This is a genomic window from Mycobacterium sp. TH-M103 (assembly GCF_057473785.1).
Genome location: NZ_JBYCLG010000157.1, coordinates 1 through 26731, shown reverse-complemented (window position 1 = coordinate 26731; position 26731 = coordinate 1). Strand labels below are relative to the sequence as shown.

Annotated in this window: 23 protein-coding genes; 10 read left to right on the top strand and 13 right to left on the bottom strand. The window is 70.4% G+C overall.

The window, feature by feature from the left end; genetic code table 11:
* The first annotated feature begins 25 nt into the window (after window positions 1–25).
* Together AC2VOR_RS09015 and mscL are read left to right on the top strand one after the other, a co-directional pair.
* Window positions 26–694 carry an SAF domain-containing protein gene (locus AC2VOR_RS09015; RefSeq protein ID WP_369737204.1) on the top strand — a complete coding sequence of 223 codons (669 nt, stop codon included), beginning with the start codon at window positions 26–28 and terminating at the stop codon, window positions 692–694.
* Between the two features lie 66 nt (window positions 695–760).
* A complete protein-coding gene (gene mscL / locus AC2VOR_RS09010; protein WP_369737203.1) occupies window positions 761–1222 on the top strand; it encodes a large-conductance mechanosensitive channel protein MscL in 462 nt (153 codons plus the stop codon).
* A gap of 17 nt (window positions 1223–1239) precedes the next feature.
* Here the strand turns inward: mscL and AC2VOR_RS09005 are convergent, their stop codons facing one another.
* From AC2VOR_RS09005 to rpmF, 5 genes are all read right to left on the bottom strand, one after another.
* Entirely contained in the window at window positions 1240–1797 is a 558-nt protein-coding gene (locus AC2VOR_RS09005) for a MogA/MoaB family molybdenum cofactor biosynthesis protein (RefSeq protein ID WP_369737202.1), read from the bottom strand.
* The gene (locus AC2VOR_RS09000) at window positions 1797–3212 is read right to left on the bottom strand and encodes a S1C family serine protease (RefSeq protein ID WP_369737201.1); all 1416 of its coding nucleotides are present in this window, start codon (window positions 3210–3212) and stop codon (window positions 1797–1799) included. The genes AC2VOR_RS09005 and AC2VOR_RS09000 overlap by 1 nt, the downstream gene beginning before the upstream one ends.
* Before the next feature lie 78 nt (window positions 3213–3290).
* Window positions 3291–4847, bottom strand: a complete 1557-nt coding sequence (locus tag AC2VOR_RS08995) for a HAMP domain-containing sensor histidine kinase (RefSeq protein WP_486963637.1) — start codon at window positions 4845–4847, stop codon at window positions 3291–3293.
* A 16-nt stretch (window positions 4848–4863) separates the two neighbouring features.
* The gene (gene mprA / locus AC2VOR_RS08990) at window positions 4864–5556 is read right to left on the bottom strand and encodes a two-component system response regulator MprA (protein ID WP_369737199.1); all 693 of its coding nucleotides are present in this window, start codon (window positions 5554–5556) and stop codon (window positions 4864–4866) included.
* A 63-nt stretch (window positions 5557–5619) separates the two neighbouring features.
* Complete coding sequence (gene rpmF / locus AC2VOR_RS08985; protein ID WP_369737198.1) at window positions 5620–5793, bottom strand: 50S ribosomal protein L32; 174 nt, start codon at window positions 5791–5793, stop codon at window positions 5620–5622.
* A 223-nt stretch (window positions 5794–6016) separates the two neighbouring features.
* Between rpmF and AC2VOR_RS08980 the strand changes: the two genes are divergently transcribed.
* The 7 genes from AC2VOR_RS08980 to AC2VOR_RS08950 all read left to right on the top strand — a co-directional run bounded on the left by AC2VOR_RS08980 (window position 6017) and on the right by AC2VOR_RS08950 (window position 15276).
* The gene (locus AC2VOR_RS08980) at window positions 6017–7732 is read left to right on the top strand and encodes an acyclic terpene utilization AtuA family protein (protein ID WP_369737197.1); all 1716 of its coding nucleotides are present in this window, start codon (window positions 6017–6019) and stop codon (window positions 7730–7732) included.
* Window positions 7729–8877, top strand: a complete 1149-nt coding sequence (locus AC2VOR_RS08975; RefSeq protein ID WP_486963636.1) for an acyl-CoA dehydrogenase family protein — start codon at window positions 7729–7731, stop codon at window positions 8875–8877. Before AC2VOR_RS08980 ends, AC2VOR_RS08975 begins: the two co-directional genes overlap by 4 nt.
* Window positions 8874–10469, top strand: a complete 1596-nt coding sequence (locus AC2VOR_RS08970) for an acyl-CoA carboxylase subunit beta (protein WP_486963635.1) — start codon at window positions 8874–8876, stop codon at window positions 10467–10469. Before AC2VOR_RS08975 ends, AC2VOR_RS08970 begins: the two co-directional genes overlap by 4 nt.
* A 5-nt stretch (window positions 10470–10474) precedes the next feature.
* The gene (locus AC2VOR_RS08965; protein ID WP_486963634.1) at window positions 10475–12583 is read left to right on the top strand and encodes an acetyl/propionyl/methylcrotonyl-CoA carboxylase subunit alpha; all 2109 of its coding nucleotides are present in this window, start codon (window positions 10475–10477) and stop codon (window positions 12581–12583) included.
* Window positions 12580–13746 carry an acyl-CoA dehydrogenase family protein gene (locus AC2VOR_RS08960; RefSeq protein WP_486963633.1) on the top strand — a complete coding sequence of 389 codons (1167 nt, stop codon included), beginning with the start codon at window positions 12580–12582 and terminating at the stop codon, window positions 13744–13746. The genes AC2VOR_RS08965 and AC2VOR_RS08960 overlap by 4 nt, the downstream gene beginning before the upstream one ends.
* Window positions 13746–14564 (top strand): enoyl-CoA hydratase family protein, encoded by an 819-nt coding sequence (locus tag AC2VOR_RS08955; protein ID WP_369737192.1) that lies wholly within the window; start codon window positions 13746–13748, stop codon window positions 14562–14564. Before AC2VOR_RS08960 ends, AC2VOR_RS08955 begins: the two co-directional genes overlap by 1 nt.
* A gap of 106 nt (window positions 14565–14670) precedes the next feature.
* Window positions 14671–15276, top strand: coding sequence for a DUF1707 SHOCT-like domain-containing protein (locus tag AC2VOR_RS08950; protein ID WP_369737190.1), 606 nt, complete (start codon window positions 14671–14673; stop codon window positions 15274–15276).
* Window positions 15277–15279: 3 nt separating this feature from the next.
* Here AC2VOR_RS08950 and AC2VOR_RS08945 read toward each other — a convergent pair whose 3' ends face one another.
* From AC2VOR_RS08945 to AC2VOR_RS08920, 6 genes are all read right to left on the bottom strand, one after another.
* Window positions 15280–17271 carry a vWA domain-containing protein gene (locus AC2VOR_RS08945; RefSeq protein WP_369737189.1) on the bottom strand — a complete coding sequence of 664 codons (1992 nt, stop codon included), beginning with the start codon at window positions 17269–17271 and terminating at the stop codon, window positions 15280–15282.
* Window positions 17264–18655, bottom strand: coding sequence for a sigma 54-interacting transcriptional regulator (locus AC2VOR_RS08940; RefSeq protein WP_486963632.1), 1392 nt, complete (start codon window positions 18653–18655; stop codon window positions 17264–17266). Before AC2VOR_RS08940 ends, AC2VOR_RS08945 begins: the two co-directional genes overlap by 8 nt.
* Window positions 18656–18700: 45 nt before the next feature.
* Window positions 18701–20284: a bifunctional phosphoribosylaminoimidazolecarboxamide formyltransferase/IMP cyclohydrolase gene (purH, locus tag AC2VOR_RS08935; RefSeq protein WP_369737188.1), complete on the bottom strand. Its 1584-nt coding sequence runs from the start codon at window positions 20282–20284 to the stop codon at window positions 18701–18703.
* Complete coding sequence (purN, locus tag AC2VOR_RS08930) at window positions 20281–20928, bottom strand: phosphoribosylglycinamide formyltransferase (protein WP_369737187.1); 648 nt, start codon at window positions 20926–20928, stop codon at window positions 20281–20283. The genes purH and purN overlap by 4 nt, the downstream gene beginning before the upstream one ends.
* An 86-nt stretch (window positions 20929–21014) precedes the next feature.
* Window positions 21015–22334 (bottom strand): cell division protein PerM, encoded by a 1320-nt coding sequence (locus AC2VOR_RS08925; protein ID WP_369737186.1) that lies wholly within the window; start codon window positions 22332–22334, stop codon window positions 21015–21017.
* 48 nt (window positions 22335–22382) lie between these two features.
* Window positions 22383–23315, bottom strand: a complete 933-nt coding sequence (locus AC2VOR_RS08920) for a DUF5336 domain-containing protein (RefSeq protein ID WP_369737185.1) — start codon at window positions 23313–23315, stop codon at window positions 22383–22385.
* A gap of 218 nt (window positions 23316–23533) precedes the next feature.
* Between AC2VOR_RS08920 and AC2VOR_RS08915 the strand changes: the two genes are divergently transcribed.
* Window positions 23534–24382, top strand: coding sequence for an LLM class F420-dependent oxidoreductase (locus AC2VOR_RS08915; protein ID WP_486963631.1), 849 nt, complete (start codon window positions 23534–23536; stop codon window positions 24380–24382).
* A gap of 89 nt (window positions 24383–24471) precedes the next feature.
* Here the strand turns inward: AC2VOR_RS08915 and AC2VOR_RS08910 are convergent, their stop codons facing one another.
* Together AC2VOR_RS08910 and sucD are read right to left on the bottom strand one after the other, a co-directional pair.
* Window positions 24472–25995: an acetyl-CoA acetyltransferase gene (locus tag AC2VOR_RS08910; RefSeq protein ID WP_369737183.1), complete on the bottom strand. Its 1524-nt coding sequence runs from the start codon at window positions 25993–25995 to the stop codon at window positions 24472–24474.
* A gap of 61 nt (window positions 25996–26056) precedes the next feature.
* Window positions 26057–26731, bottom strand: a 675-nt coding sequence (gene sucD, locus AC2VOR_RS08905) for a succinate--CoA ligase subunit alpha (RefSeq protein WP_486963630.1), incomplete at its 5' end; no start/stop codon positions are given.

Genomic DNA, 26731 nt, shown 5'->3' with positions numbered 1-26731 from the left:
CGCCCCCGGCGCCTACCGTGGCGGCGTGGCGGGAGCTTCGCTCAACCCTTCGTTGTGGCGCCGACTGACGGCGTCGTCGCGCCCGGACTGGACCCGCACCGTGCGGGCCCGGCGGGTGGCCGCGGGCGGGCTCGTCGTGCTCGCCGGGATCGCGATGCTGCGGCCGGGCCCGGACGGCGATCACGCCGAGGTCGTCGTCGCCGCGCATGACCTCACCCCCGGCACCGCGCTGAGCGCCGACGATGTCCGACTCGAAACTCGTTCGCGTGCAACCATTCCCGACGGTTCAGCTGCCGACCTGGGCGCCGTGGTCGGTGCGACGCTGGCGGGCCCGGCCCGCCGCGGTGAAGTGCTCACCGACGTCCGGTTGCTCGGCAGCCGGCTCGCCGAGTCGACTGCCGGCCCCGGTGCGCGGATCGTGCCGCTGCGCCTGGCCGACGGGGCCCTCCTCGACCTCGTCCGCGTCGGCGACGTCGTCGACGTGCTCGCCGCGCCGGCCACCGATTCGCCGGCGACCGGTCAGCCGGCCGGCAAGGTGGTGGCCACCGACGCCGTCGTGGTCCTCGTGTCGGCCGGTCGAAAAGCCCAGGCCACCGAGGGCGACCGCGTAGTGTTGGTGGCGCTGCCGGCTCGCGTGGCGAACGCGGTGGCGGGTTCGACGCTGGGTCAGGCGGTAACCCTGACCCTGCACTGAGTGCCCGGCCACGACTCGGGGCGTGACCCGCAGCAAACTCTGCCCAGTCCCAGAAAGGACACCTCGATGCTCAAAGGGTTCAAGGAGTTTCTCTCCCGGGGCAACATCATCGACCTGTCTACCGCGGTGGTCATCGGTACCGCGTTCACCGCGCTGGTCACGCAGTTCACCGACAACGTCATCAAGCCGCTGATCAACCGCATCGGCGTCAACCAGCAGTCGAACGTCGGCATCCTGCGGATCGGCATCGGTGGCGGCCAGGCCATCGACCTCAACAACGTCTTGTCGGCCGCGATCAACTTCGTCATCATCGCGGCGGTGGTGTACTTCCTGGTGGTGCTGCCGTACACGACGCTGCGCAAACGTGGTGAAGTCGAGGTGGCCGAAGACGCGCAGGTCGTCCTGCTCAAAGAGATCCGCGACCTACTGGCCCAGACCAACGGCGACTCATCCGGCAAGCGCGTCGGTGCAGTGGACAAGACGCCGCCCCCGAGCCACGGACCGCGCGCGGACGCCGAATCGCACTGAGCTGCGGCTGCGCGGGGTCAGATCTCCAGGCTCGACAGCTGCCCGATGATCTGGGCGGCGAGCGGATTCAACGTCGCCATCCCGTCGCGCACCGCGTACCGGGAACCGGCGAGGTTGACCACCAGGGTGCTTCCCGACACCCCAGCCAGACCGCGGGACAACCCCGCGTCGATGATCCCCGCGGACAGGCCCGAAGCCCGGATCGCCTCGGCGATGCCGAGGATCTCCCGGTCGAGAATCTCGCGGGTGGCCTCCGGTGCGACATCGCGCGGCGTGACGCCGGTGCCACCGACGGAGACCACCAGATCCACCCCGCCGATCACCGCGGTGTTGAGCGCATTGCGAATCTCGACCTCGTCGGCCTCGACCGCCACCACTCCGTCCACGACGAACCCCGCCTCGGTCAACAACTCGGTGACCAACGGCCCGCTGTGGTCCTCGTCGCCGTGCGCGGTGCGGTCATCGACCACCACCACCAGCGCCCGGCCCACCACCAATTGCGCACCCGTCTCCATGGGAGCAACCGTATATCCGAGCTCCGACAACGCCCCTGCCGAGGGCTCCTCGACCCGCATCACTGATCCGCCTTGCCGAGGGTGACCTGGACGGTCCGGCTGCCGCCGCCGGCGGGATCCTCGAAGGTCAGCGTGATCTTGTCGCCCGGCGCTTTGGAACGCACGGCGGCGACCAGCGCGTCGGCGCTGTTGATCGGCCGGTCGTCGACTTTGGTGACGACGACGCCCTTGGGCAGGCCGGCGCTCGCGGCAGCACCGCCCTGCACGACCTCGACGACCTTGGCGCCGGGAGAGCCCTTGTCGTTGGTCACCTGCACACCCAGCGACGCGTGCGACGCCTTGCCGCTGCTGATCAGCTCGTCGGCGATGCGCTTGGCCTGGTCCACCGGGATGGCGAAGCCGAGCCCGATCGACCCGCTCTGGGCATCCGGCGAGTCGGCGCCGAGGGTGGCGATCGCCGAGTTCACCCCCACCAGCTGGCCGCTCATGTTGACCAGGGCGCCGCCCGAGTTACCCGGGTTGATCGCCGCGTCGGTCTGGATCGCGTCCAGCACGGTGTTCTGGTTGCCCGCCTCGCCGGTCGTGGATACCGGCCGGTTCAGGGCGCTGACGATGCCCGTCGTCACGGTGCCGGACAGGCCCAGCGGGGATCCGATCGCCACCACCGGCTGGCCGACGCGCAGGTCCGACGAGGAGCCCAGCGAGATCGGAGTGAGCCCGGAGACGCCCTGCACGCGGATCACGGCGATGTCGCTGGTCGGATCCGTGCCCACCACCGTGAAGGGCGCGGTGCGCCCGTCGGAGAACGTCACCGTCGTCTTCGGTGCCGGATTGACGGGTCCGGCCGGCGGCTTGCCCGGGCCCGGGCCCGCGGCGGCCGCGACCACGTGGTTGTTGGTCAGGATCAGCCCGTCGGAGGACAGGATGATGCCGGAGCCCTCCTCGGATTGGCGGCCCAGGTCGGTCTCGAGCATGACGACGCTGGGCACCACCTTGGCGGCGACCTGTTCGACGCTGTCTGCCGGCATGTTGGCCGCCGGGACGCTGGAAGCGGCCCCGATGACGCGGCCGCCGTGCCCGCCGGTCGAGTGCGCGCCCAGCTCGACGACCGTGGCCGCGGCACCACCGATGCCGGCCGACACCACCGCGATGGCCAGCGCGCCGGCGGCCAGCAGGCCCCCACGGGAGCGCTTCTGGCGTACCGGAGGGGGGCCCATCGGGGGCAGCATCCCGGGCATCGGCCCCGCCCCGGTGCCGCCGGGCACGGCGCCCGGCCCGCCGCCACCGAACGGATCGTGGGGCCGACGGTACTGTGCCGTCGGCGAGGGCTGGGACTGCGGGTAACGCCAGTCGTACTGCTGGTTGTAGGGGTGCTGCTGCCCCTGCGCGTACGCGGGGCCTCCGGGCTGGTTGGGCGCGGTGCGGTAGCCCGGCTGCTGCTGCGGCGGTGGCGAATACCTCGGGTGATTCGTCATGTCGCTAAGTTCGCTCTTCCTGTAAATGTCGGCTGGTGTGGGCACGACTCGACCTGAATTCCAACAGTAACTGCACAACTACCTTGCGCGCGCGGACTGAGAGTCCACTGAGATAACGTTCGCCGATTCCCCAGAGTTCGCCGTGTTTCCCGGCGCGGGCGCGCCCGGCACGGAGTGAGCCCCGGGATCGTCGGGGCCGAAGTCCGCGGCGGCCGCCGCGTAGGGCCCGCCCGGCATGGGCCGGCCGGGAAGCACCACATAGATCGCGGTCCCCGGGGGCTGCCCACCCGGCACGGTGTCTTCGACGCGAAGCGTCCCGCCGTGCCTGAGCACGACCTGTTTCACGATCGCCAGCCCCAGGCCCGAGCCCGGCATGGCCCGTGCGGTCGTCGACCGGTAGAAGCGCTCGAACACCAGGCGGCGCTCCTGCGGCGGAATCCCCGGGCCGTAATCCCAGACCACGAATTCGGCGTGCGAGTCGTCGAGCTGCCTCATCCCGACGCCGACGCGGCCGCCCGGCGGGCTCCACTTGGCGGCATTGTCCATGAGGTTCAACGCCGCACGCGACAGCCCGGCCGAGTCACCGTAGACCTGCCACGGGGTGACCTGGACGTCGAACTGGATGTCGTTGCGCCGCCGCTTGACCCGCTCGAGGCTGCGATCCACCACCTCGGACATGTCCACCAGTTCGTGCACCACCTGGCCGGCGTCGTCGCGGGACAGGTCCACCAGATCGCCCACCAGGGTGGACAGTTCCTCGATCTGCGCGAGCACGTCGGCGCGCAGATCCACCATCTCCTGCTCGGGCAGCCGGGGCGCGCCCGGTTCCATCGAGGCCATCAGCAGCTCGACATTGGTGCGCAGCGAGGTCAGCGGCGTGCGTAATTCGTGCCCCGCGTCGGTCACCAGCCGGGCCTGCCGCTCCCGCGACTCGGCCAACGCCCGCAACATCAGGTTGAACGCCTCGGTCAGCCGGGCCAACTCGTCGCTGCCGACCACTGGGATGGGCCGCAGATCGTCGGTGCGCGCCACCCGTTCGGCCGCCGCGGTCAGCCGGGCCACCGGGCGCAACCCGGCTTTGGTCACCATGCCGCCGGCCACCGCGGCGACCACGACACCGATGCCGCCGACGATCAGCAACACCCAGCCGACCTGGTTCATCACCGCCTGCGTGGGCTTGAGGCTCTTGGAGATCAGCAGCGTGCTGCCGTTGGGCAGGTGGATGGCCAGTATCCGCTGATCGGACGCCGTGCGCCGCGACATCAACAGCTCACCGTTGATCACGGCCTTCTCCGGCGCGCCGACCGGGAGCGTCTGACCCGGCTGCTGGGCGGTGTAGATGGAGCGGCCCGGGTTAACCAGCATCGCGTTGACGTCGGAATAGGCGCTGCCCTCGATCGCCTTCCCGGGGTCGGCGCCCAGCGACCCGCTGGCGATCATCAGCTGCGCCCGGCTCTGCAGCTGATTGTCGATGTCCTTGTACAGCGCCGCCGATACCGAGGCGTAGACGGCGAAGTCCATCAACAGGACGACCATCACGCCCGTCGACATCGCCATCAGCATCACCCGCCACCGCAGGGAGAGCGAACTGGCGGGCCGCCAGGCGGTGCGACGTCGCCGGTTGAACCGGATCATCGCGGGAACAGGCTCATCAGGGCGGCGTCTCCCGCAGCACGTAACCCACGCCGCGCACCGTGTGGATCAGCCGGGGCTCGCCCTCGGCCTCGGTCTTGCGGCGCAGATACCCGACGTAAACCTCCAGCGCATTACCCGAGGTCGGGAAGTCGAAGCCCCACACCTCCTCGAGGATGCGGCTGCGGGTGAGCACGCGGCGCGGGTTGGCGATCAGCATCTCCAGCAGCGCGAACTCGGTGCGGGTCAGGCTGATCTGCCGCTGCCCGCGGGTCACCTCGCGGGTCACCGGGTCCAGGGCCAGGTCGGAGAACCGCAGGGCGACCGACTCGGCGGCATCGTCATCGTCGGGTTTGGTGCGGCGCAACAGCGCGCGCATGCGCGCCAGCAGCTCTTCGAGCGCGAACGGCTTCGGCAGGTAGTCATCGGCGCCGGCGTCCAGGCCCGCGACGCGCTCGGAGACCGAGTCGCGGGCGGTGAGCACCAGAATCGGCAGGTCGTCGCCGGTGCTGCGGAGCTGGCGGCACACCTCCAGGCCGTCCAGCCGCGGCATCATCACGTCCAGGACCAGGGCGTCGGGCCGCTCGGACGCGATCTTGTCGAGGGCCTCGACCCCGTCGTGGGCGAGCTCGACCGAATAGCCGTTGAAGGAAAGTGACCTGCGCAGCGACTCGCGCACCGCGCGGTCGTCGTCGACGACCAGTATCCGCACGGCCATCAGTCTGGCCCCGGCGCCTGAGAGCGGCCTGAGAGGCGCGCCGGGTGTCCGGCGGGATTAACGCTTGTCGAGATCGATGAGGCCGAGACGGGCCGCCTTGAGCAGGCGGCGGGGCAACTTGTGCCGCTGGCCCGCCACCGTGACGCCGACGAGCTCGGTCCGGGTGGCCTTCCACTGCGCGCGGCGGCTTCGGGTGTTGGCGCGCGACATCCTGCGCTTGGGTGTGGCCATGGTCGGGCCTTACTCCTCATTCGGGCTTCTGGTGGGCATGTCGCGGCATGGCCGGGCGGGCCGGACGAGCGACGATTGCCCTTCAGGATAGTCGCTGGCCTCGTGGGCGCCAAAATGGGCCGCGCGCGCCGGCACAGGAGCCTTGACGCGGCACCGGCCGCACCCGCTAACCTACCGGTTGGTTGGTTGTGCTCAGCGGTGAGTCGAGGAACGGAGGGCGCCCATGGCCTCGGCTTCCGGTGCTTCCGTTGCTCCCGTCCGGATCGCGAACTGCTCGGGCTTCTACGGCGACCGCCTCTCGGCGATGCGCGAGATGCTGACCGGCGGGGACGTGGACTTCATCACCGGCGACTACCTGGCCGAACTGACCATGCTCATCCTGGGTCGCGACCGCATGAAACATCCGGAGCGCGGCTACGCCAAGACCTTCCTGATCCAGCTCGAGGACTGCCTCGGCGAGGCCCGCGACCGGGATGTGCGCATCGTGGCCAACGCCGGCGGCCTCAACCCGGCCGGGCTGGCCGACGCCGTGCGCGCCCTGGCCACGCGGCTGGGCATCGACGCCCGGGTCGCCCACGTCGAGGGCGACGACCTGGCGCCGCGCGCGGGGCAACTCGGGCTCGGCTCGCCGCTGACGGCCAACGCCTACCTGGGCGCGTGGGGCATCGTCGACTGCCTCGACGCCGGGGCCGACGTCGTGGTCACCGGCCGGGTCACCGACGCCTCGGTGACGGTGGGCGCCGCGGCCGCGCACTTCGGCTGGAACCGCACCGATTACGACCGGCTCGCCGGCGCCGTGGTCGCCGGCCACGTCATCGAATGCGGCGTCCAGGCCAGCGGCGGCAACTATTCGTTCTTCACGGAGATTCCCGACCTCGGGCACGCCGGCTTCCCGCTGGCCGAGGTCCACGCCGACGGGTCCTCGGTGATCACCAAGCACCCCGGCACCGGCGGACTGGTCAGCGTCGACACCGTCACCGCGCAGTTGCTCTACGAGATCGGCGGCGCCCGCTACGCCAACCCCGACGTCACCGCCCGGATGGACAGCATCGCGTTGGCCTCCGACGGGCCCGACCGGGTGGCAATCAGCGGGGTGCGCGGCGAGCCGCCGCCGCCCACCCTCAAGGTGTCGCTGAACAGCATCGGCGGGTACCGCAACGCCATGACCTTCGTGCTGACCGGCCTGGACGTCGAGGCCAAGGCCGATCTGGTGCGCCGCCAGCTCGAGGACGCGCTCACCGTCAAGCCCGCCGAGCTGGTGTGGACCCTGGCCCGCACCGACCACGCCGACGCCGACACCGAGGAGACCGCCAGCGCCATGCTGCGCTGCGTCGTGCGCGACCCCGACCCCGCCAACGTCGGACGCCAATTCTCCTCGGCAGCCGTCGAATTGGCGCTCGCCAGCTACCCGGGATTTCACGTGACCGCCCCGCCGGGCGACGGTCAGGTCTACGGCGTGTTCACCGCCGGGTACGTCGATGCCGCCGCCGTGCCGCACGTCGCCGTACACCCCGACGGTTCCCGCACCGAAATCGGCTGCGCCACAGAAATTCTCGATCTTTCACCCGCGGACCCGCCACCGCTGCCCGAGCCGCTGCCGGCAGGCCCGACGCGCCGCGTGCCGCTGGGCCGCATCGCCGGTGCCCGCAGCGGCGACAAGGGCGGCTCGGCCAACGTCGGGGTCTGGGTGCGCACCGACGACCAATGGCGCTGGCTGGCCAACACGTTGACCGTCGAGGCGCTCGGGGAGCTGCTGCCCGAGGTGACGGAGTTCGAAGTCACCCGGCACGTGTTGCCGAACCTGCGCGCGGTGAACTTCGTCATCAACGGCATCCTGGGCCAGGGCGTCGCCTACCAGGCGCGGTTCGATCCGCAGGCCAAGGGGCTCGGAGAGTGGCTGCGCAGCCGTTACGTCGAGGTGCCGGAAGGGCTTTTATGACTCTGTGGAACACCCCTGAGCGCGACCAGCTGCGAAAGACGGTGCGCGCGTTCACCGAACGCGAGATCCTGCCGCACGCCGACGAGTGGGAGCGCGTGGGCGAACTGCCGCGCGATCTGCATCGCCGCGCCGGAGATGCCGGCCTGCTGGGCGCGGGCTTCCCCGAGGCGGTCGGCGGGGGCGGCGGGGACGGCGCCGACGCGGTGATCATCTGCGAGGAGGTGCACCAAGCCGGCGCCCCCGGTGGGGTCTTCGCCTCCCTGTTCACCTGCGGCATCGCGGTGCCGCACATGATCGCCTCCGGTGACTCGCGGCTGATCGAGGAGTTCGTCCGGCCCACGCTGGCCGGCGAGAAGATCGGCGCGCTGGCCATCACCGAGCCCGGCGGCGGCTCAGACGTCGGCCACCTGCGGACCACGGCGGTGCAGGACGGCGACCACTACGTCGTCAACGGCGCCAAGACCTACATCACCTCCGGGGTGCGCGCGGACTTCGTCGTCACCGCGGTGCGCACCGGGGGCCCCGGCGCGGCCGGGGTCTCGCTGCTGGTGGTGGAGAAGGGCACGCCGGGTTTCGAGGTCAGCCGCAAGCTGGACAAGATGGGCTGGCGGTCCTCGGACACCGCCGAGCTGTCCTACACCGACGCGCGCGTGCCCGCGGCCAACCTCGTCGGCCCCGAGAACAGTGGGTTCCTGCAGATCGCCCAGGCCTTCGTGTCCGAGCGCATCGGCCTCGCCGCCCAAGCATATTCCAGCGCGCAACGCTGCCTGGACCTGACGATGCAGTGGTGCCGCGACCCGGAGACGTTCGGGCGCCCGCTGATCTCGCGCCAGTCGGTGCAGAACACGCTGGCCGAGATGGCCCGGCGCATCGACGTGGCCCGCGTCTACTCGCGCAATGTGGTCGAGCGTCAGCTGGCCGGCGAGACCAACCTGATCGCCGAGGTGTGCTTCGCCAAGAACACCGCCGTCGAGGCCGGCGAATGGGTGGCGCATCAGGCCGTCCAGCTTTTCGGCGGCATGGGCTACATGGCCGAATCCGAAGTCGAACGCCAATACCGGGACATGCGCATCCTCGGCATCGGCGGCGGCACCACCGAAATCCTCACCGCACTGGCCGCCAAAACCCTGGGGTATCAATCGTGACCGTATTGCGCTCGACGCTCGACCCGCATGCCCCCGCCTACGCCGAGGCGGCGTCGGCGGCGAACGCCAGGCTCGACGAGATCGACGGCGAGCTCGCCAAAGCCCTTGCGGGCGGCGGACCCAAGTACGTCGAGCGCCACCACGACCGCGGCAAGCTCACCGCGCGCGAACGCATCGAACTGCTCGTCGACCCGGACTCACCGTTCCTGGAGCTGTGCCCGCTCGCGGCCTATGGCAGCGCCTTTCAGGTCGGCGCCAGCCTGGTCACCGGCATCGGCGCGGTCTCCGGCGTGGAATGCATGATCGTCGCCAACGATCCGACCGTCAAGGGCGGGACCAGCAACCCGTGGACGCTGCGCAAGATACTGCGGGCCAAGAAGATCGCCCTGGAAAACCGGCTTCCGGTCATCTCCCTGGTGGAGTCCGGCGGCGCGGACCTGCCCACCCAGAAGGAGGTCTTCATCCCCGGCGGGCAGATGTTCCGCGACCTCACCCGGCTTTCGGCGGCCGGAATCCCCACCATTGCACTGGTTTTCGGCAACTCCACCGCGGGCGGCGCCTATGTGCCGGGCATGTCCGACCACGTGGTGATGATCAAGGAACGTTCAAAGGTGTTCCTGGCGGGTCCGCCGCTGGTCAAGATGGCCACCGGTGAGGAGTCCGACGACGAATCCCTGGGCGGCGCCGAAATGCACGCCCGCGTCTCCGGTTTGGCCGACTATTTCGCCGTCGACGAACTCGACGCCATCCGCATCGGGCGGCGCGTCGTCGCGAGGCTGAACTGGGTCAAGCAGGGCCCCGCGCCCGGCCCGGTGACCGAGCCGCTGTTCGACACCGAGGAGCTGATCGGCATCGTGCCCCCCGATCTGCGCACCCCGTTCGACCCGCGGGAGGTGATCGCGCGCATCGTCGACGGCTCCGACTTCGACGAGTTCAAGGCGATGTACGGGTCGTCGCTGGTGACGGGCTGGGCCCGGCTGCACGGCTATCCGCTGGGCATCCTGGCCAACGCCCGCGGCATCCTGTTCAGCGAGGAGTCGCAGAAGGCCACCCAGTTCATCCAGCTGGCCAACCGCTCCGACACCCCACTGTTGTTCCTGCACAACACCACCGGCTACATGGTGGGCAGGGAATACGAAGAGGGCGGGATGATCAAGCACGGCTCGATGATGATCAACGCCGTCTCCAACTCGACCGTCCCGCACATTTCGGTGCTGATCGGCGCCTCCTACGGTGCCGGGCACTACGGCATGTGCGGCCGCGCCTACGACCCCCGGTTCCTGTTCGCCTGGCCGTCCGCCAAGGCCGCGGTGATGGGCGGGGCGCAGCTGTCGGGCGTCCTGTCGATCGTCGCCCGGGCGGCCGCCGAGGCGCGCGGGCAGCAGGTCGACGAGGCGGCCCACGCCGCGATGCGCGCCGCCGTCGAGGGGCAGATCGAGGCGGAGTCCCTGCCGCTGGTGTTGTCGGGGATGCTCTACGACGACGGGGTGATCGACCCGCGCGACACCCGCACCGTGTTGGGAATGTGCCTGTCCGCCATCGCCAACGGCCCGATCAAGGGAACGTCGAACTTCGGCGTCTTCCGGATGTGAGCCCCATGGGCATCACTCGGATACTGGTCGCCAACCGCGGGGAGATCGCCCGGCGGGTGTTCGCCACCTGCCGCAGGCTGGGCCTGGGCACCGTCGCGGTGCACACCGACCCCGACGCGGCCGCCCCCCACGTCTCCGAGGCCGACGCCCGGGTGCGGCTGGCCGACACCAACGACTATCTCAACGCCGACGCCCTGATCGCGGCCGCCCGCGCCGCCGGGGCCGACGCGGTGCATCCCGGCTACGGATTCCTCTCGGAGAACGCCGACTTCGCGGCCGCCGTCACCGCGGCGGGCCTGACCTGGATCGGGCCGCCGGTCGAGGCGGTACGGGCGATGGGCTCCAAGATCGAGTCCAAGAAGCTGATGGCCGCGGCCGGCGTTCCGGTGCTCGACGAACTCGACCCCGATTCGGTCACCGAGGCGCAGCTGCCGGTGCTCGTCAAGGCCTCCGCCGGCGGGGGCGGGCGCGGCATGCGCGTGGTCCGCGAATTGTCCGCGCTGCCCGCCGAAGTCGCCGCGGCCCGCCGCGAGGCGCAGTCCGCCTTCGGCGATGCGACCGTGTTCTGCGAGCGCTACCTGCCGACCGGGCACCACGTGGAGGTGCAGGTCCTGGCCGACACCCACGGAACCGTCTGGGCCGTCGGGGAGCGGGAATGTTCGATTCAGCGCCGCCACCAGAAGATCATCGAAGAGGCCCCCTCCCCATTGGTCGAACGAACACCGGGCATGCGCGACAAGCTGTTCGACGCGGCCAGGCTGGCGGCGAGCGCGATCGGCTACACCGGCGCCGGAACGGTGGAGTTCCTGGCCGACGCCAACGGCGACTTCTACTTCCTCGAGATGAACACCCGGCTGCAGGTCGAGCACCCGGTCACCGAGGAGACCACGGGGCTGGATCTGGTCGAACTGCAGATCGCGGTCGCCGACGGGCACCCCCTCGGAGCCGAGCCCCCTGCCGCTCGAGGGTGTTCGATCGAGGCCCGCCTCTACGCCGAGGACCCGGCGCAGGGCTGGCAACCGCAGGCCGGATCGGTGCACGCCTTCGAGGTGCCGTCGGTCCGGACGCGGTTCGAGACGTTGGCATGGCGCACCGGCATCCGGCTCGACTCGGGTGTTGTCGCCGGTTCCACCGTGTCGATTCACTACGACCCGATGCTGGCCAAGGTCATCTCCTATGCCCCGACGCGCCACCGCGCGGCGCGGATACTGGCCGACGCACTGGCCCGCGCCCGCGTGCACGGCGTGCGCACCAACCGCGAGCTGCTGGTCAACGTGCTGCGACACCCGGCGTTTCTCGACGGCGCGACCGACACCGCGTTCTTCGACACCCACGGACTGCCGGAACTCGCCGCGCCGCTGGCCGGCGCCGCGGCGGTCCGGATGTCCGCGCTCGCAGCCGCGCTCGCCGACGCCGCACACAACCGCGCGGTGGCCAAAGCCTCCGGGGTGCTCGGCTCGATACCGAGCGGCTGGCGAAACCTGGCGTCGGGCTACCAGGTCAAGGCCTTCCGGGACGCCGAAGGCGGCGAGCACCGCATCGAATACCGTTACACCAGAAGCGGGTTGACGCTTCCCACCGACCCTTCGGTGCGGCTCGTCTCGGCCGCCGCGGACGAGGTGGTGCTGGCCGACGAGCACGGCGTGGCCCGCAGCTTCGCGGTCGCGCGGTACGGCGACGACGTCTACGTCGACTCGGCGCTCGGGCCCGTGCACCTGGCGGCGCTGCCCCGCTTCCCGGAGCCGGGCGCAGCCGTCGAACAGGGATCGCTCGTCGCGCCCATGCCCGGCAACGTCATCCGGCTCGGCGCCGCCGTCGGCGACACCGTCACCGCCGGCCAGCCGCTGATCTGGCTGGAGGCGATGAAGATGGAACACACCATCACCGCGCCGGCCGACGGCATCCTGGCCGAACTCAACGTCGGCACCGGTCAGCAAGTCGAGGTAGGCGCTGTTCTGGGAGTGATCGCAAGCGCGGCGGAGCCGGGCGCGGCGGGTCACGACCATCCAAGCCCCGGAGTGATCGCAAGCGCGGCAGAGCCGGGCGCGGCGGGTCACGACCATCCAATGCCGGCGCGAGTCGACGCGCCCGAAGCAGAAGGAGATCCACGGTGACCGACACCAGCTTCATCGAGAACGAGGAACGCCGCGCCCTGCGCAAGGCGGTGGCCGAGTGGGCGTCCAACTACGGCGCCGACTACTACCTTCAAAAAGCGCGCGCACACCAGCACACGACCGAATTGTGGTCCGAGGCAGGCAAACTCGGCTTCCTCGGTGTGAACCTGCCCGAAGAGTACGGCGGTGGCGGCGCGGGCATGTACGAGCTGTCGCTGGTGATGGAGGAGATGGCGGCCGCGGGCAGCGCGCTGCTGTTGATGGTGGTCTCCCCGGCCATCAACGGCACCATCATCAGCAAGTTCGGCACCGAAGAGCAGAAGAAGCGCTGGATCCCGGGCATCGCCGACGGGACGCTGACGATGGCGTTCGCGATCACCGAGCCCGACGCCGGATCCAACTCCCACAAGATCACCACGACCGCCCGCCGCGACGGCGGCGACTGGATCCTCAAGGGCCAGAAGGTCTACATCTCCGGGATCGACCAGGCGCAGGCGGTGCTGGTGGTGGCCCGCAGCGAGGAGGCCAAGACCGGCAAGCTACGCCCGGCGCTGTTCGTGGTGCCCACCGATGCGCCCGGATTCACCTACACCGCAATCGAAATGGAACTGGTCAGCCCCGAGCGTCAGTTCCAGGTCTTCCTCGACGACGTCCGGCTACCCGCCGACGCGCTGGTCGGCGCCGAGGACGCCGCGATCGCGCAGCTGTTCGCAGGGCTCAACCCCGAACGCATCATGGGTGCGGCCAGCTCGGTGGGAATGGGCCGGTTTGCGCTGAAGAAGGCCGCCGACTACGTCAAGACCCGCCAGGTGTGGGGCACGCCGATCGGCGCGCACCAGGGCCTCTCACATCCGTTGGCGCAGTGCCACATCGAGGTCGAACTCGCCAAGCTGATGATGCAGAAGGCCGCAACGCTCTACGACGCGGGCGATGACGCGGGCGCGGCCGAGGCCGCCAACATGGCCAAATACGCCGCGGCCGAGGCCGCCACCCGCTCGGTCGACCAGGCCGTGCAGTCGATGGGCGGCAACGGGCTGACCAAGGAGTACGGCGTCGCCGCCATGCTGGCCTCGGCGCGGCTGGGACGGATCGCCCCGGTCAGCCGCGAGATGGTGCTGAACTTCGTGGCGCAGACCTCGCTGGGCCTGCCCCGGTCCTACTGATGGAGACGCTGGTCGAGTACGCCGGGCCCGCCGACAGCGGCGGCCCGGTCGCCCGCCTGACGCTGAACTCGCCGCACAACCGCAACGCGCTGTCCAGTGCGCTCGTCGGCCAACTGCACCAGGGGTTGCGCGACGCAGCGGCGGACCCGGCCGTGCGGCTGGTGGTGCTCGGGCACGCCGGCGGCACATTCTGCGCCGGTGCCGACCTGAGCGAGGCCGGCGGCGCGGCCGGGCGAAGCGGGTCGCCACCAACGTCGCCATACGACATGGCCGTCGCCCGGGCCCGCGAGATGACCGCGGTGATGCGGGCCATCGTCTCCTCGCCGCTGCCGGTGATCGGCGCCATCGACGGGCACGTCCGGGCCGGTGGGTTCGGCCTCGTCGGCGCCTGCGACATCGTCGTCGCCGGCCCGCGCAGCACCTTCGCGCTGACCGAGGCCCGCATCGGTGTCGCCCCGGCGATCATCTCGCTGACGTTGCTGCCGAAGATGTCGGCGCGGGCCGCGGCCCGCTACTACCTCACCGGCACGACCTTCCACGCCGCCGAGGCGGCGGAGATCGGGCTGGTCACGATGGCCGTCGACGACGTGGACGCCGCGGTCGCGGGGCTGGTCGCCGACATCGGGCGCGGCTCCCCGCAGGGGCTTGCCGCATCGAAGGCGCTGACCACGGCGGCGGTGCTGGAGGGCTTCGACCGCGACGCCGACCGGCTCAGCGAAGAATCGGCGCGGCTGTTCGTCTCCGCGGAGGCGCGCGAGGGGATGCTGGCGTTTCTCCAGAAGCGGCAGCCCAGCTGGGCAAGTTCGCCAGACGTCTAACAAGAAGAGAGGCCCGACCCGGCCCGCGAATGCGCACAACCGTTGGGTACGTTGCAGTTTAGCCAACCCTCTTGCAGCAAAATCTGGACGTCGTAGGCTCGTGGTGATGAGCAACTCAGCGCAACGCGATGCGAAGGACACGCGTGACGTATCGTCGCGCGCGGCCGACACCGATCGCATCCAGATCGCGCAGTTGCTGGCCTACGCGGCTGAGCAGGGCCGGTTGCAGCTCAAGGACTACGAAGAACGCCTGACCAAGGCGTATGCGGCGACCACGTACGAGGAGTTGGATCAGCTGCGGGCCGACCTGCAGGGTTGCTCGACGGTCAACCCTCGCCGGGGCGGCACCCCCAACCCGGCGCCCTCCACGCTGCTGCTGGCGCTGGTGAGCGGATTCGAGCGACGCGGCCGGTGGAACGTGCCCAGGAAGCTGACCACCTTCACGTTCTGGGGCAGCGGGGTGCTGGACCTGCGCTACGCCGATTTCACCTCGACCGAGGTCGAGATCCACGCCGTGTCGATCATGGGCATGCAGAACATTTTGCTGCCGCCGGAGGTGAACGTCGAGATCCACGGCCGCGGCGTGATGGGGGGCTTCGATCGCGCCGTCGTGGGCCAGGGCACCCCCGGGGCGCCGACCGTCCACATCCGCGGCTTCTCCCTGTGGGGCGGGGTGGGCATCAAGCGCAAGGCCCGCAACCGCCGCCCCTAGCCGTCAGCGGCGCCGTCGCCGGGACCGCAGGTAGTCGCCCACCACGGCCGCGCCCAGCCCGTCCACGTCGGGCACCACGACCCGCCCCTCGACCCGCCGGGCGACCTGGTCGATGAACCGCGCCAGGCCGGGATCGCTGCCCAGCCGGAAGATCGTCACCTGCGCGCCGAGGCGGGCGATGTCGTCGAACCCGCGCACGGTGGCCGCGATGGTCCGCGGATGCGGCGGGTAATCAAAAAACACAGCAGAACCCGACCCCTCCCCGTCGAAGTTCTCCAGGTGGGCGGTCGGCTCGCCGTCGGTCACCACCAGCACGACGGGCTGCGCGTTGGGATGGCGCCGCAGGTGCCGGCCCGCCAGGGCCAGCGCGTGGTGCAGGTTCGTGCCCTGCTCGTAGACCCCCTCGAGACCCGTGAGCTCGGCGGCCGTCACCGTCCGCGCGTAGCGGCCGAAGGCGACGATCTGCAAGGCGTCCGCCCGGAACCGCGTGCACACAAGGTGATTGAGCGCCAGGGCGGTCTGCTTCATCGGCAGCCACCGGTTCTCCATCACCATCGAGAACGAGGTGTCGACCAGCAGCGCCACTGCGGCCTGGGTGCGGGCCTCGGTCTCGGACACCTCGACGTCGTCGACGGTGATCCTGATCGGGCCGTCCAGCGTCGCGGTTCCCGCCTCGCGCAGCACCGCGTTGGTCAACGTGCGCGAGATGTTCCACGGCTCGGTGTCACCGAACTGCCAGGGCCGGGTCGCGCCGGTCATCTCCCCCGCCGCGCCCGCGCGGCGCAGCTCGCGGTCACCGCGTCGACCCGAAAGTTGTTGTGCCACATCACGAAGCGCGGTCTCGCCGAGCCTGCGCATGGCTTTCGGCGAGAGCCGCCACTGGCCGTCGGACCCGCGGTCCAAAAAGCCCTGGTTGACCAGGGTGCGTTCCAGTTCGGCGAGCGTGCGGGCGTCGATGGCGGCCTGGTCCCCGAGCTGGCGCGCCAGCGCGTCGAGATCGACGTCGTCCATCGTGGCACCCGGGTAGCTCTGCGACAGCTGCTCGGCCAGTTGCTCGAGTTCGGCGATGTCGGCCATCGCCTGGGCGCCTTCTCCCATGCCGAAGGGATTGTCCCCGGAGAACTCCTCGGACCCTCTCCAGTCCTCACCCGGGCGCGCCGCCTGCAGATGGGCGTCGAGCCGATCCAGGGCCTGCATCAGCGCCGGGGAGCCGAATGCCTGCTGCGCCAACGCGTCCAGTTCGGCGCGCTGATCCGGGCTCAGGCTGTTGCGGAAGCGCTGCGCGGCGGCCGCGCGCTTGGCCAGCGAGTCCAGCAGCTCGTCGACGTTGCGCGGGTTCTCCGGGAAGAACTCGCCGTGCTTGGCCATGAAGTCCTGGAAGTCCTGCGGCGTGTCCTGGCCGCGGGCGTGCTTGTCGAGCAGCCCGTTGAGGTCGTCCAGCATCTCCTTGACCCGCTGGCGGTCCTCGTCGGTGGCGCCCTCGAGCGCCTGCTTCATGCCGGCGAAACGCTGGTCGAGCATCTCACGGCCCAGCAGATCCTTGATCTGGTCGTACTTTTCGCGGGCTTCGTCGCTGCGCCAGTTGTAGTCGGAGAGCTCCTGGACGGCCTTGGCCGGCGACGACGGCAGCGCGTCCAGCTGCAGTTCGCCGAAACGTGCGTCGTCGTCGAGTGCGCGCGCCAGCGCCTTGCGCTCGGCCAGCACGGCCTCGTCGAGCAGCTCCTTGATCTGCTGCAGGGTTCCGTCCAAGTTGTTGCGGCGCAACAACTCCCGCCGACGCTTGTTCGCCTCGGCGGCCAGCCGGTCGGCGCCGGGCATGTTCTTGGTGCCGCGGCGCAGCAGTTCGGACAGCGCGCGGCGCGGCGAGGTCCCGGCCATGACGTCCGCACCGATCTGCTCGAGGGCCTCGCGCAGATCCACCGGCGGAGCCAGGGGGTCGGGCCCCCCGGTGTACGCCGAGTAGCGAAGCGAGTGCCCCCTGATCGGTTCAGCCATAGACGGTTTGGCCCTCTCCGGAGGCCTTGTCGATGCGCTTGGCCAGATACAGCGCCTCCAGCGCCAACTCCAGCGCCGCGGCACGCTCGCCCTCGGATTCGGCGCCGAGCTTGGCCGCGATCTTGTCCACGACGGGCAGCCCCGGCACGGCGGCCAGCACGTCTTTGGCCGACACCCGCTCGCCCGTCGTCACCGCCGAACCCGCCTCGACGGCGGCCACCAGGGAGCCGACGTCGATGCCGCCCAGCACCCGCGACGCGGTGTCGGCGGTCGCGCGGCGCAGCAGGTGCTCGAGCACGGCCTGTTCGCGGCCCTCCTCACCGGACTCGAATTCCAGCTTGCCGCGCAGCACGTCGATGATCGTGCCCAGGTCGACCACGCGCGCCACCGGCTCGGTCTCCCCCAGCACCGCACCGCGATGACGGGCGGCGGCCGCCACGGTCTCGGCCGCCGCGATCGCGAACCGCGCCGAGACGCCGGACCGCTGGTCGACCGAGTTGGACTCCCGCAGGTAGCGGGCGAAGCGGGCGATCACCTGCATCAGGTAGTCGGGCACCTGCGCGCTCAGGTGCGCCTCCTGGGCGATCACGCCGATCTCGGCGTCGAGCTCACGCGGATAGTGGGTGCGGATCTCGGCGCCGAACCGGTCTTTGAGCGGGGTGATGATGCGCCCGCGGTTGGTGTAGTCCTCCGGGTTGGCGCTGGCCACCACCAGCACGTCCAGCGGCAGACGCAGCGTGTAGCCGCGTACCTGGATGTCGCGCTCCTCCATGACGTTGAGCATCGAGACCTGGATGCGCTCGGCCAGGTCGGGAAGTTCGTTGACCGCCACGATGCCGCGGTGCGCCCGCGGGATGAGGCCGTAGGCGATGGTCTCGGGGTCCCCGAGGCTGCGACCCTCGGCGACCTTGATCGGGTCGATGTCGCCGACCAGGTCGGCGACGCTGGTGTCGGGGGTGGCCAGTTTCTCGGTGTAGCGCTCGCTGCGGTGCTTCCACTCGATCGGCAGGGCGTCGCCCAACTCGGCGGCACGCCGGATGGATCCCGGCGTGATCGGTGTGTAGGGGTGCTCACTGAGTTCGGACCCGGCGATCACCGGCGTCCACTCGTCGAGCAGGCCGACCAGCGCCCGCAGCAGCCGTGTCTTGCCCTGGCCGCGCTCACCGAGCAGGACGATGTCGTGGCCGGCGATCAGCGCCCGCTCCAACTGCGGTAACACGGTGTCCTCGAAGCCCAGGATCCCGGGCCAGATCTCATCCACGTCGGGGCCGGCGGCAAGCGCGGTCAGCAAATTCTCCCGGATTTCTTGCTTGACGCCCCGTTCGCGGTGCCCGGCGGCACGCAATTCGCCGACCGTGCGGGGCAGGTTGCTCGGTGAAGTCACGACTCCACGCTACGACGCGCGGCGACGTGCGTCATCCGGATCGCCTCAATGCGCGAAATGCCGGGCTCCGGTCAGGTAGACCGTGACACCGGCCGTGGCGGCCGCTGCGGTGACCTCTTCGTCGCGCACCGATCCGCCCGGATGCACGATCGCCTTCACGCCGGCGGCGGCCAGGGTCTCGAGCCCGTCGGGGAACGGGAAAAACGCGTCGGAAGCCGCGACCGCGCCGCGGACCCGGTCGCCGCCGCGTTCTACGGCGAGCCGCGCCGCGTCGACCCGGTTGACCTGTCCCATGCCGACCCCGACGGTCGCGCCGTCGGCCGCGATCACGATCGCGTTCGACTTGACCGCGCGGCAGGTGCGCCAGGCGAAGACCAGATCGGTCAACGTCGCCAGGTCGGCCGGCGATCCGGTCGCCAGGGTCCAGTTCGCCGGGTTGTCACCGTGGGCGTCGAGCTCGTCGCGCTGCTGCATCAGCAGGCCGCCGCTCACCGGTCGCAGCTCGGCGCCGCCGGTCAGCGGCTCGGAGGCCAGCAGGACCCGGATGTTCTTCTTGCGCGTCAACGCATCGACGGCGCCGGGCGCATAGGCCGGTGCGACGATCACCTCGGTGAAGATGGTGCTCACATACTCCGCCATCTCGACGGTGACCTCGGTGTTCGCCGCGATCACCCCCCCGAACGCGCTCAGCGGATCGCACTCGTGGGCCTTGCGGTGTGCGTCCGCGACCGATACCGACGAGATCGCGATGCCACACGGGTTGGCGTGCTTGATGATCGCCACGCAGATCTGCTCGTGGTCGAAGGCGGCCCGCCATGCCGCATCCGCGTCGGTGAAGTTGTTGTAGGACATCTCTTTTCCGTGCAGCTGTTCCGCCTGCGCCAGGCCGGGCCAGGCGCCGGGATCGGCGTAGAGCGCCGCCTGCTGGTGCGGGTTCTCGCCGTAGCGCAGCATCGCCGAACGACGCCAGCTGCGGCCGAACCACTCGGGGAACGCGGTGGGCGGATGCTCGGGCGCCAGCGTCGACTGCATCCAGCTCGCGACCGCGATGTCGTACTCGGCGGTGTGCTGAAATGCCAGGGCCGCCAGCTTCTTGCGCTCGGCCAGGGTGAACCCACCGTGCCGCACCGCGGCGAGCACGCCGTCGTACCCGAGCGGGTCGGTGACCACCGCGACGCTGGGATGGTTTTTCGCCGCGGCGCGCACCATCGACGGGCCGCCGATGTCGATCTGCTCGACGCATTCGTCGACGCTCGCACCGGATTCGACAGTTTCGGTGAAGGGATACAGGTTGACGACGACCAGTTCGAACGCCGCGATCCCCAGCCGCTCGAGGGCGGAGGCGTGCTCGGGCTTGCGCAGATCGGCCAGCAGTCCGGCGTGCACCCGCGGATGCAGCGTCTTGACCCTGCCGTCGAGCACCTCGGGAAACCCGGTCAGCTCCTCCACGCGCGTCACCGGGATCGCTTTGTCCGCGATGGTCTTTGCCGTGGACCCGGTGGAAACGATCTCTACGCCCGCCGCGGCCAGTCCCCGGGCCAGCTCTATGAGCCCGGTCTTGTCGTAGACGCTGATCAGCGCGCGGCGGATCGGCCTCCTCGCCGATTCCCGCCAGTCGTCGGTGCTCATCCTATGATCGCCTTTCGTCCGATCGTCGCCTGTCGCCCGGCCAGGGTCATGCCACCGGTTGCGATCGCGGCCACCACGTCCACCAAGAGCTGCCGCTCGGTGACTTTGATGCGTTCGTGCAACGTCTGTTCGTCGTCGCCGTCGAGTACCGGGACGGCCTGCTGCGCCAGGATCGGCCCGGTGTCCATACCGTCATCTACCAGGTGCACCGTACAGCCTGTGACCTTCACTCCGTAGGCCAGCGCGTCGGCCACGCCGTGCGCGCCGGGAAACGCCGGCAGCAGCGCGGGATGCGTGTTGATGACACGGCCGTAGAAGCGTGAAAGGAATTGTGGCCCGAGGATTTTCATGAAGCCTGCCGACACGACGAGATCGGGCGAGTGAGCGGCGGTGGCGTCGGCGATGGCGGCGTCCCAGGCCTCGCGGCCGGGATGGTCGGCGAGCCGGGCCACGAATGCCGGCACGGATGCCGCCGCGGCGATCTCGACGGCCGGGCAGTCTCGGTCCGCGCCGACGGCGACCACCCGGGCGGGATAGTCGCCGGTGGCGGCCTCGATCAGCGAGGCCAGCAGCGAACCGGTGCCCGAAGCCAGCACCACCACTCGCGCCGGCGCGCTCGGGGGCACGCGGAGCGGTTCAAGCACACGCAGAGCCTAGTCGAACGCCGTCGGGACCCGTCCCGCGCGGAGTCCGGCGTCAACGCCCGGTCCCGTGCGCCCCAGCGGGACGGTCAATCCGGCCGCTGTCCGGGCTCCTCGGCCGGCGACACGTCGGTGTCCGCCGCCTCGGCAGGCTCGGCGGGATCGCCGGAATCGACGGAATCGGCGGCCGGCTCCTGCTCCCCGGCGAACACCCCTGCGAAATCGGCCGGTTCGTCGGTCGCCGGGGCGGGCGCGCGTTTGGGTTTGGGCCGCCGCGGGCGACGCCGTACGCCGCCGGCCATCACCACGGTGATCCAGCCGATGACCGTGAACCAGAACAACACGCCGAGCGCCAGCGTGTCCTGGTCCACGCCGACCTCGCCGAAGTTGCCCAGCCGACCGCTTGCGCCGAAGGCAAGCAGCGACATCACCAGGGTCCCGGCCACCGAGGCGACCAGCAGCTTGGCCGCCGCCGGAACCAGGGGCAGCGCGTGCCGGGCGCACTGCTGGCCGACCGCCACGCCCGACGACGCGCCGATGATGAGCAGAGCCACCCATACGGGTCCGAGCGGCGGTGTGGGCGCCGCGGCCAGGATGGGCAACGCCGGGATGTCGCCGCCGAAAACGGTGAAGGAACTGAACGTCGCGAAGCCGAGATGGGCACTGGACCCGACCGCGACCGCCGACGTGCCGACGATGACGTTGGGTGCGTATAACACCGACAGCGCAGTGAGGTTGAACTGCCCCCATATCGAGTCGGTGATGCCGTAGAGCTCTTGCATGGTGGCCCAGTGCACAACCAGTGACCCCGCCGTCACCAGGCCGGACAGCCCCACCAGCGCCAGCACACCGGCCGCGGCCGCGCGCAGGGAGTCACCCAGCCACAACGGCAGCGCGGAGATCGCCAGCAACCGCGGGCCCACGCGGGACCAGACGCCGATCGCCGCGCCGATGGCGTGTACCACCAGCACACCGGCGAACGCGCGCAGCGCGCTGGGCGTCTCCAGTTCGGTGATCACCGTCGACGCATCGTGGATCACCGCCAGCGCGATCGCCGCCATCAACATGGGCCCGCCGAGCGCCGATGCGGCAACCCAGCGAACCACGAGCCACGACGAGTACGGAGAGGTCGCGCGTGCCGTGCTGCGCGCGGTACCCCAGACCATCAACAGCACGGGCAACAGCGGCAGCACACCCAGCTCGCGACCGCCTATGGAGATGGGCACGCCGTGCACGCCGAGCCACATGCTGGCGATGGCCCCCAGGGCGCCCGTCATGTCGCTGTTGGCGATCAGCAATTGAAGCAGCGTGACGGCGGCGATGATGCCAAGCGCCACCACGCCGGGGCCGAACGCGACCCGCAGGAGGTCACGCCCCTGGCGGGCCCCCGCCGCCCGATAGTCCTCCACCCGTGTCACTCTGGGCGCACGTGCCCGACTAGGCGCGAGAACGCGCGGTCAGCCCGACGCCGGGCCAGAGGATGACGACGGCGACTGTTGTTGCCCCTGTTCGTGGGACTGCTGCTCCCCGCCCTGGCCGGAGCGGTCGGCCGGGGCCGACCCGCCCGCGGACCCGGTGCTTTCCGTGCCGACCATGGGTGGCGGACTGAAGCTGGGAAAACCGGTGGGCGGCGTGGACGGACCCTGCGGCGCCGCGGGCGGGGCGCTGAACGGACCGGATCCACCGGTCGAAACGCTCTGGGTGGGACTCTGGCTCGGCCGCGAGTAGCCGCTGTACTGCTGCTGTCCGTAGCCGGGGGGCTGCTGGGGATTGTGCGACTGGGGGCCGCCGTGCTCGTGCGCACCCGGCTGACCGTGGTACCCGCCGGGCGGTTGCTGCGCGCCGTACTGTCCGTACTGCCCGTATTGCCCGTACTGCGCATAGGGGTCGTACTTGGGCCGCGGCGCCGGCGCGGTGACCACGCCGGCCTCCAGCAGGATCGCGAGGACCGCGGCAATCCCCTGCAGCACGCTGCAGGCCAGCAGCGGCCACAGCGCCCATCCGATCTCGTAGCCGGCGGGCGTGTTGATCATCTCGGTGATCACGATCAACGCGCCCAGCACCGCGATCACGGCGACCACGCCCAGGTTTTTCTTCGCCTTGGGCAGCAGGGACACCGCGGCGAGCAGCCCGGCCAGCACCGAGACGTCGACCGCGTAGCCGGCATCGCCGGCGCGGCCGCCGGCGCTCGGGCCGAGTTCGGCGCCAATGATGAAGGTGGGACCGAAGTTCAGCAGGTAGACCGCCAGGCCGAGTCCGACGACCGCGACGGTGAGGTAGACCGGGAGCTTGGCCGCGTCGTCGGTCTTGGTGAAGGACGGTGTCGCGCCCGAGTAGGAGCCGCCGGGCTGCGTGGGCGGGTAACCGGGACTACCGGCCGAGTAGGTCATGACTCCTCCTGTTGCTTCCAGTCCGTCGCGGCGCCAGGCCACTGCTGCAGTGCGGCGCGCTGCCGGCGCCGTGTCAACGCCGATCGCCCTGCGCTCGAGTTGCCCCGCGGTCGATCAACCACGCTAGCGCACGTTCGGGTTGCTGCGCCGGTACGACCGGCCCGTCGCCGCGACGGTCCGCTTGCCCCGCACAGGTAGAACACGTTCTAATTCTCGGCATGGATTACGGGCTTGTGCTTTTCACCAGTGACCGCGGCATCTCCCCGGCGGCAGCCGCCAAGCTGGCCGACGACCACAACTTCCAGACGTTCTACGTCCCGGAACATACCCACATCCCGGTCAAGCGCGAAGCGGCTCACCCGACGACCGGTGACGAGTCACTGCCGGACGACCGCTACATGCGCACGCTGGACCCGTGGGTGAGTCTGGGCGCCGCCTGCTCCGTCACCTCCCGGGTCCGGCTGTCGACGGCCGTCGCGTTGCCCGTCGAGCACGACCCGATCACGCTGGCGAAGAGCATCGCCACGCTCGACCACCTCTCCGGCGGTCGCGTCAGCCTGGGTGTCGGGTTCGGGTGGAACACCGACGAACTCGCCGACCACGGTGTGCCCCCCGGGCGACGCCGCACCATGCTGCGCGAATACATCGAGGCGATGCGGGCCCTATGGACGCAGGAAGAGGCCGCCTACGACGGCGAGTTCGTCCAGTTCGGGCCCAGCTGGGCCTGGCCCAAGCCGGTTCAGCCGCACATTCCGGTGCTGGTGGGCGCCGCGGGCAACGAGAAGAACTTCAAGTGGATCGCCCGCAGCGCCGACGGTTGGATCACCACGCCCCGCGACTTCGACATCGATGGCCCGGTCAAGCAACTGCAGGACATCTGGGCGGCCGCCGGCCGCGACGGGGCCCCGCAGATCGTGGCGCTGGACTTCAAGCCGGTGCCCGAGAAGCTGGCGCGCTGGGCCGAACTCGGGGTCACCGAGGTGCTGTTCGGCCTGCCCGACCGTCCCGACGACGAGGTCGTCGCCTACGTGGAGCGACTGGCCGGCAAGCTCGCCGCCCTGGTCTGACCCGCGAGCAGACGCAGAATCGCACCAAGCCGCGCAGCGGCGTGCGATTCTGCGTCTGGTGGCCGGGCAGGGCCCGGCGAACACCGCTGTTAGTAGCAGCGGTTGCCGTAGTCGAAGGAGCGCACCCGCACCTCGCGCCCCAACGGGTCACCGTCGATCAGCAGCGCGATCAGGTCCTCGTCCTCGGTGGTGGACAGGAACCGGCTGCCGTCCTCGAGCCGGCCGATGATGATGCCGGTCGGGCGTCCGTCGTCGCGGCGGACCGTGTAGGTCTCGACAGTGCCGCGGCCGTCGGCGGTCTCGGTGACCGGTTGGGTGGGCCACGTGGCGACCTGTGCCTGCAACTGCGCGTTGCGGTCCGGCGTCCACCCCGCCGGCGTGGTGGAGTACACGCCGACCGAGTACTTGCTCAGGATCCCGCCGTTGGCGCCGACGAGGCCGAACCGCCCCGGCATCTTCCGCATCTGGGCGACCGTCTCGGCGACCGCGTGCATCGAGTAGTTGTTGCCGGCGCCTCCGAAGAACGGCAACCCGCCGGTCAGGGTCAGCCCGCGGGGGTCGTCGGGCGCGATGCCCATGCCGTCGCAGATGTTGAACACCGGCACGGGAAAACAGCTGTAGAGGTCGAAGGTGGCGACGTCGTCGACGCCGATGCCGGCCATCGCGAGCGCCTCGCGGACCGCCAGGACGGCCGACGGGGAGTGGCCGAGGTCCGGGCGGTCCAGCAGCGCCTGTTCCTCCAGGTCGGTGTGCCCGTGCAGGTAGACCCAGTTGTCCTCGGGCACGCCCAGCCGCCGCGCCGTCCCCACCGACATCAGCAGCGCGGCCGCACCCTGGTTGACCTGATCGCGCGCGACCATCAGCCGCGGATACGGCTCGGCGATCATCCGGTTGCTCTCGGTCACGGTGACCAGTTCGTCGACGCTGCGCTCGACCGGGGCGGCCGCGAACGGATTGTTGGCGGCGATCTTGGTGAACGGTGCGAACAGCTCGGCCATGGTCCGCCGGTACTCGCCGGGCCCCTGTCCGGTGCCGGCCCGGCGGGCGTTCTCGAGCAGCGCGTATTGGATCGGCGCACTGGTCAGACCGTGGACGACCGTGTAGCGCGAGATGAGCTTCTCGATGCCGTGGCCGCGGTCCTCGAGGTCGCCGTCCACGGTCTCGGTGAAGTCCGGCTTGTCGTCGCGGCCCGCCCAGTGCCGCAGCGTGGACGTCGCATCCGACCCGAAGACCAGGGCGACCTCCGACCGGCCCGCGGCGATCCCGGCGGCCAGCTCACTGATCAGGTGCTGGGGCCCCTGGCCGCCGACGATCTCCAGAATCGCGCGAGCCGGGTGGGCGCCAAGGCGATTGGCCACCGACCGCGGATAGTTGTTCGAGCAGCCCAGCACGGCCTTGGCGACCGGCCCGGAGATCTCGAACTGCCGGACGCCGGCCACGGTGTCCACGGCCGCCGCCACCGCGTCGACGTCACCGCCGGAGTCGACGAGGGCGGCGCGGGCAGCGGCGGCGGCCAGTTCGACCGGCGACATCGCCCGGTAGCCGGGGTCGTCGATGCGCTCGGCGGACTGGCCGACGCCCACGACGACGGGCGTGCGCGGATCGAGATTCATAGCGTAACTATCTACCGCACGGCGGTCCCGGGCTCACACCCGGGCCGCCGGTCGCGCGACACTAGAGGCTGCCCAGGATCTCTCGGGCCAGCGCCGCGGTCTCCGACGGGGTCTTGCCGACCTTGACCCCGGCCGCCTCGAGGGCCTCCTTCTTGGCGGCCGCGGTGCCCGAGGAGCCGGACACGATGGCCCCGGCGTGGCCCATGGTCTTGCCCTCGGGCGCGGTGAACCCCGCGACGTAGCCGACCACCGGTTTGGACACGTGGGCCTTGATGTAGTCGGCCGCACGCTCCTCGGCGTCGCCGCCGATCTCCCCGATCATCACGATGATCTTGGTGTCGGGGTCTTTCTCGAAGGCCTCGATGGCGTCGATGTGGGTCGTGCCGATCACCGGGTCGCCGCCGATGCCGATCGCCGTCGAGAAGCCGAAATCGCGCAGCTCGTACATCATCTGGTAGGTCAGCGTCCCGGACTTGGACACCAGCCCGACTGGCCCGGAGCCGGTGATGGTGGCGGGGGTGATGCCCGCCAGCGCCTCGCCCGGAGTGATGATGCCCGGGCAGTTCGGCCCGATGATCCGCGTCTTCCCACCCTTTTCCAGGTTGTAGGCCCACGCGTAGGCGGTGTCCTGCACCGGGATTCCCTCGGTGATGACCACCAGCAGCGGGATCTGCGCGTCGATGGCCTCGATGATCGCGTCCTTGGCGAACTTCGGCGGCACGAAGACGACGGACAC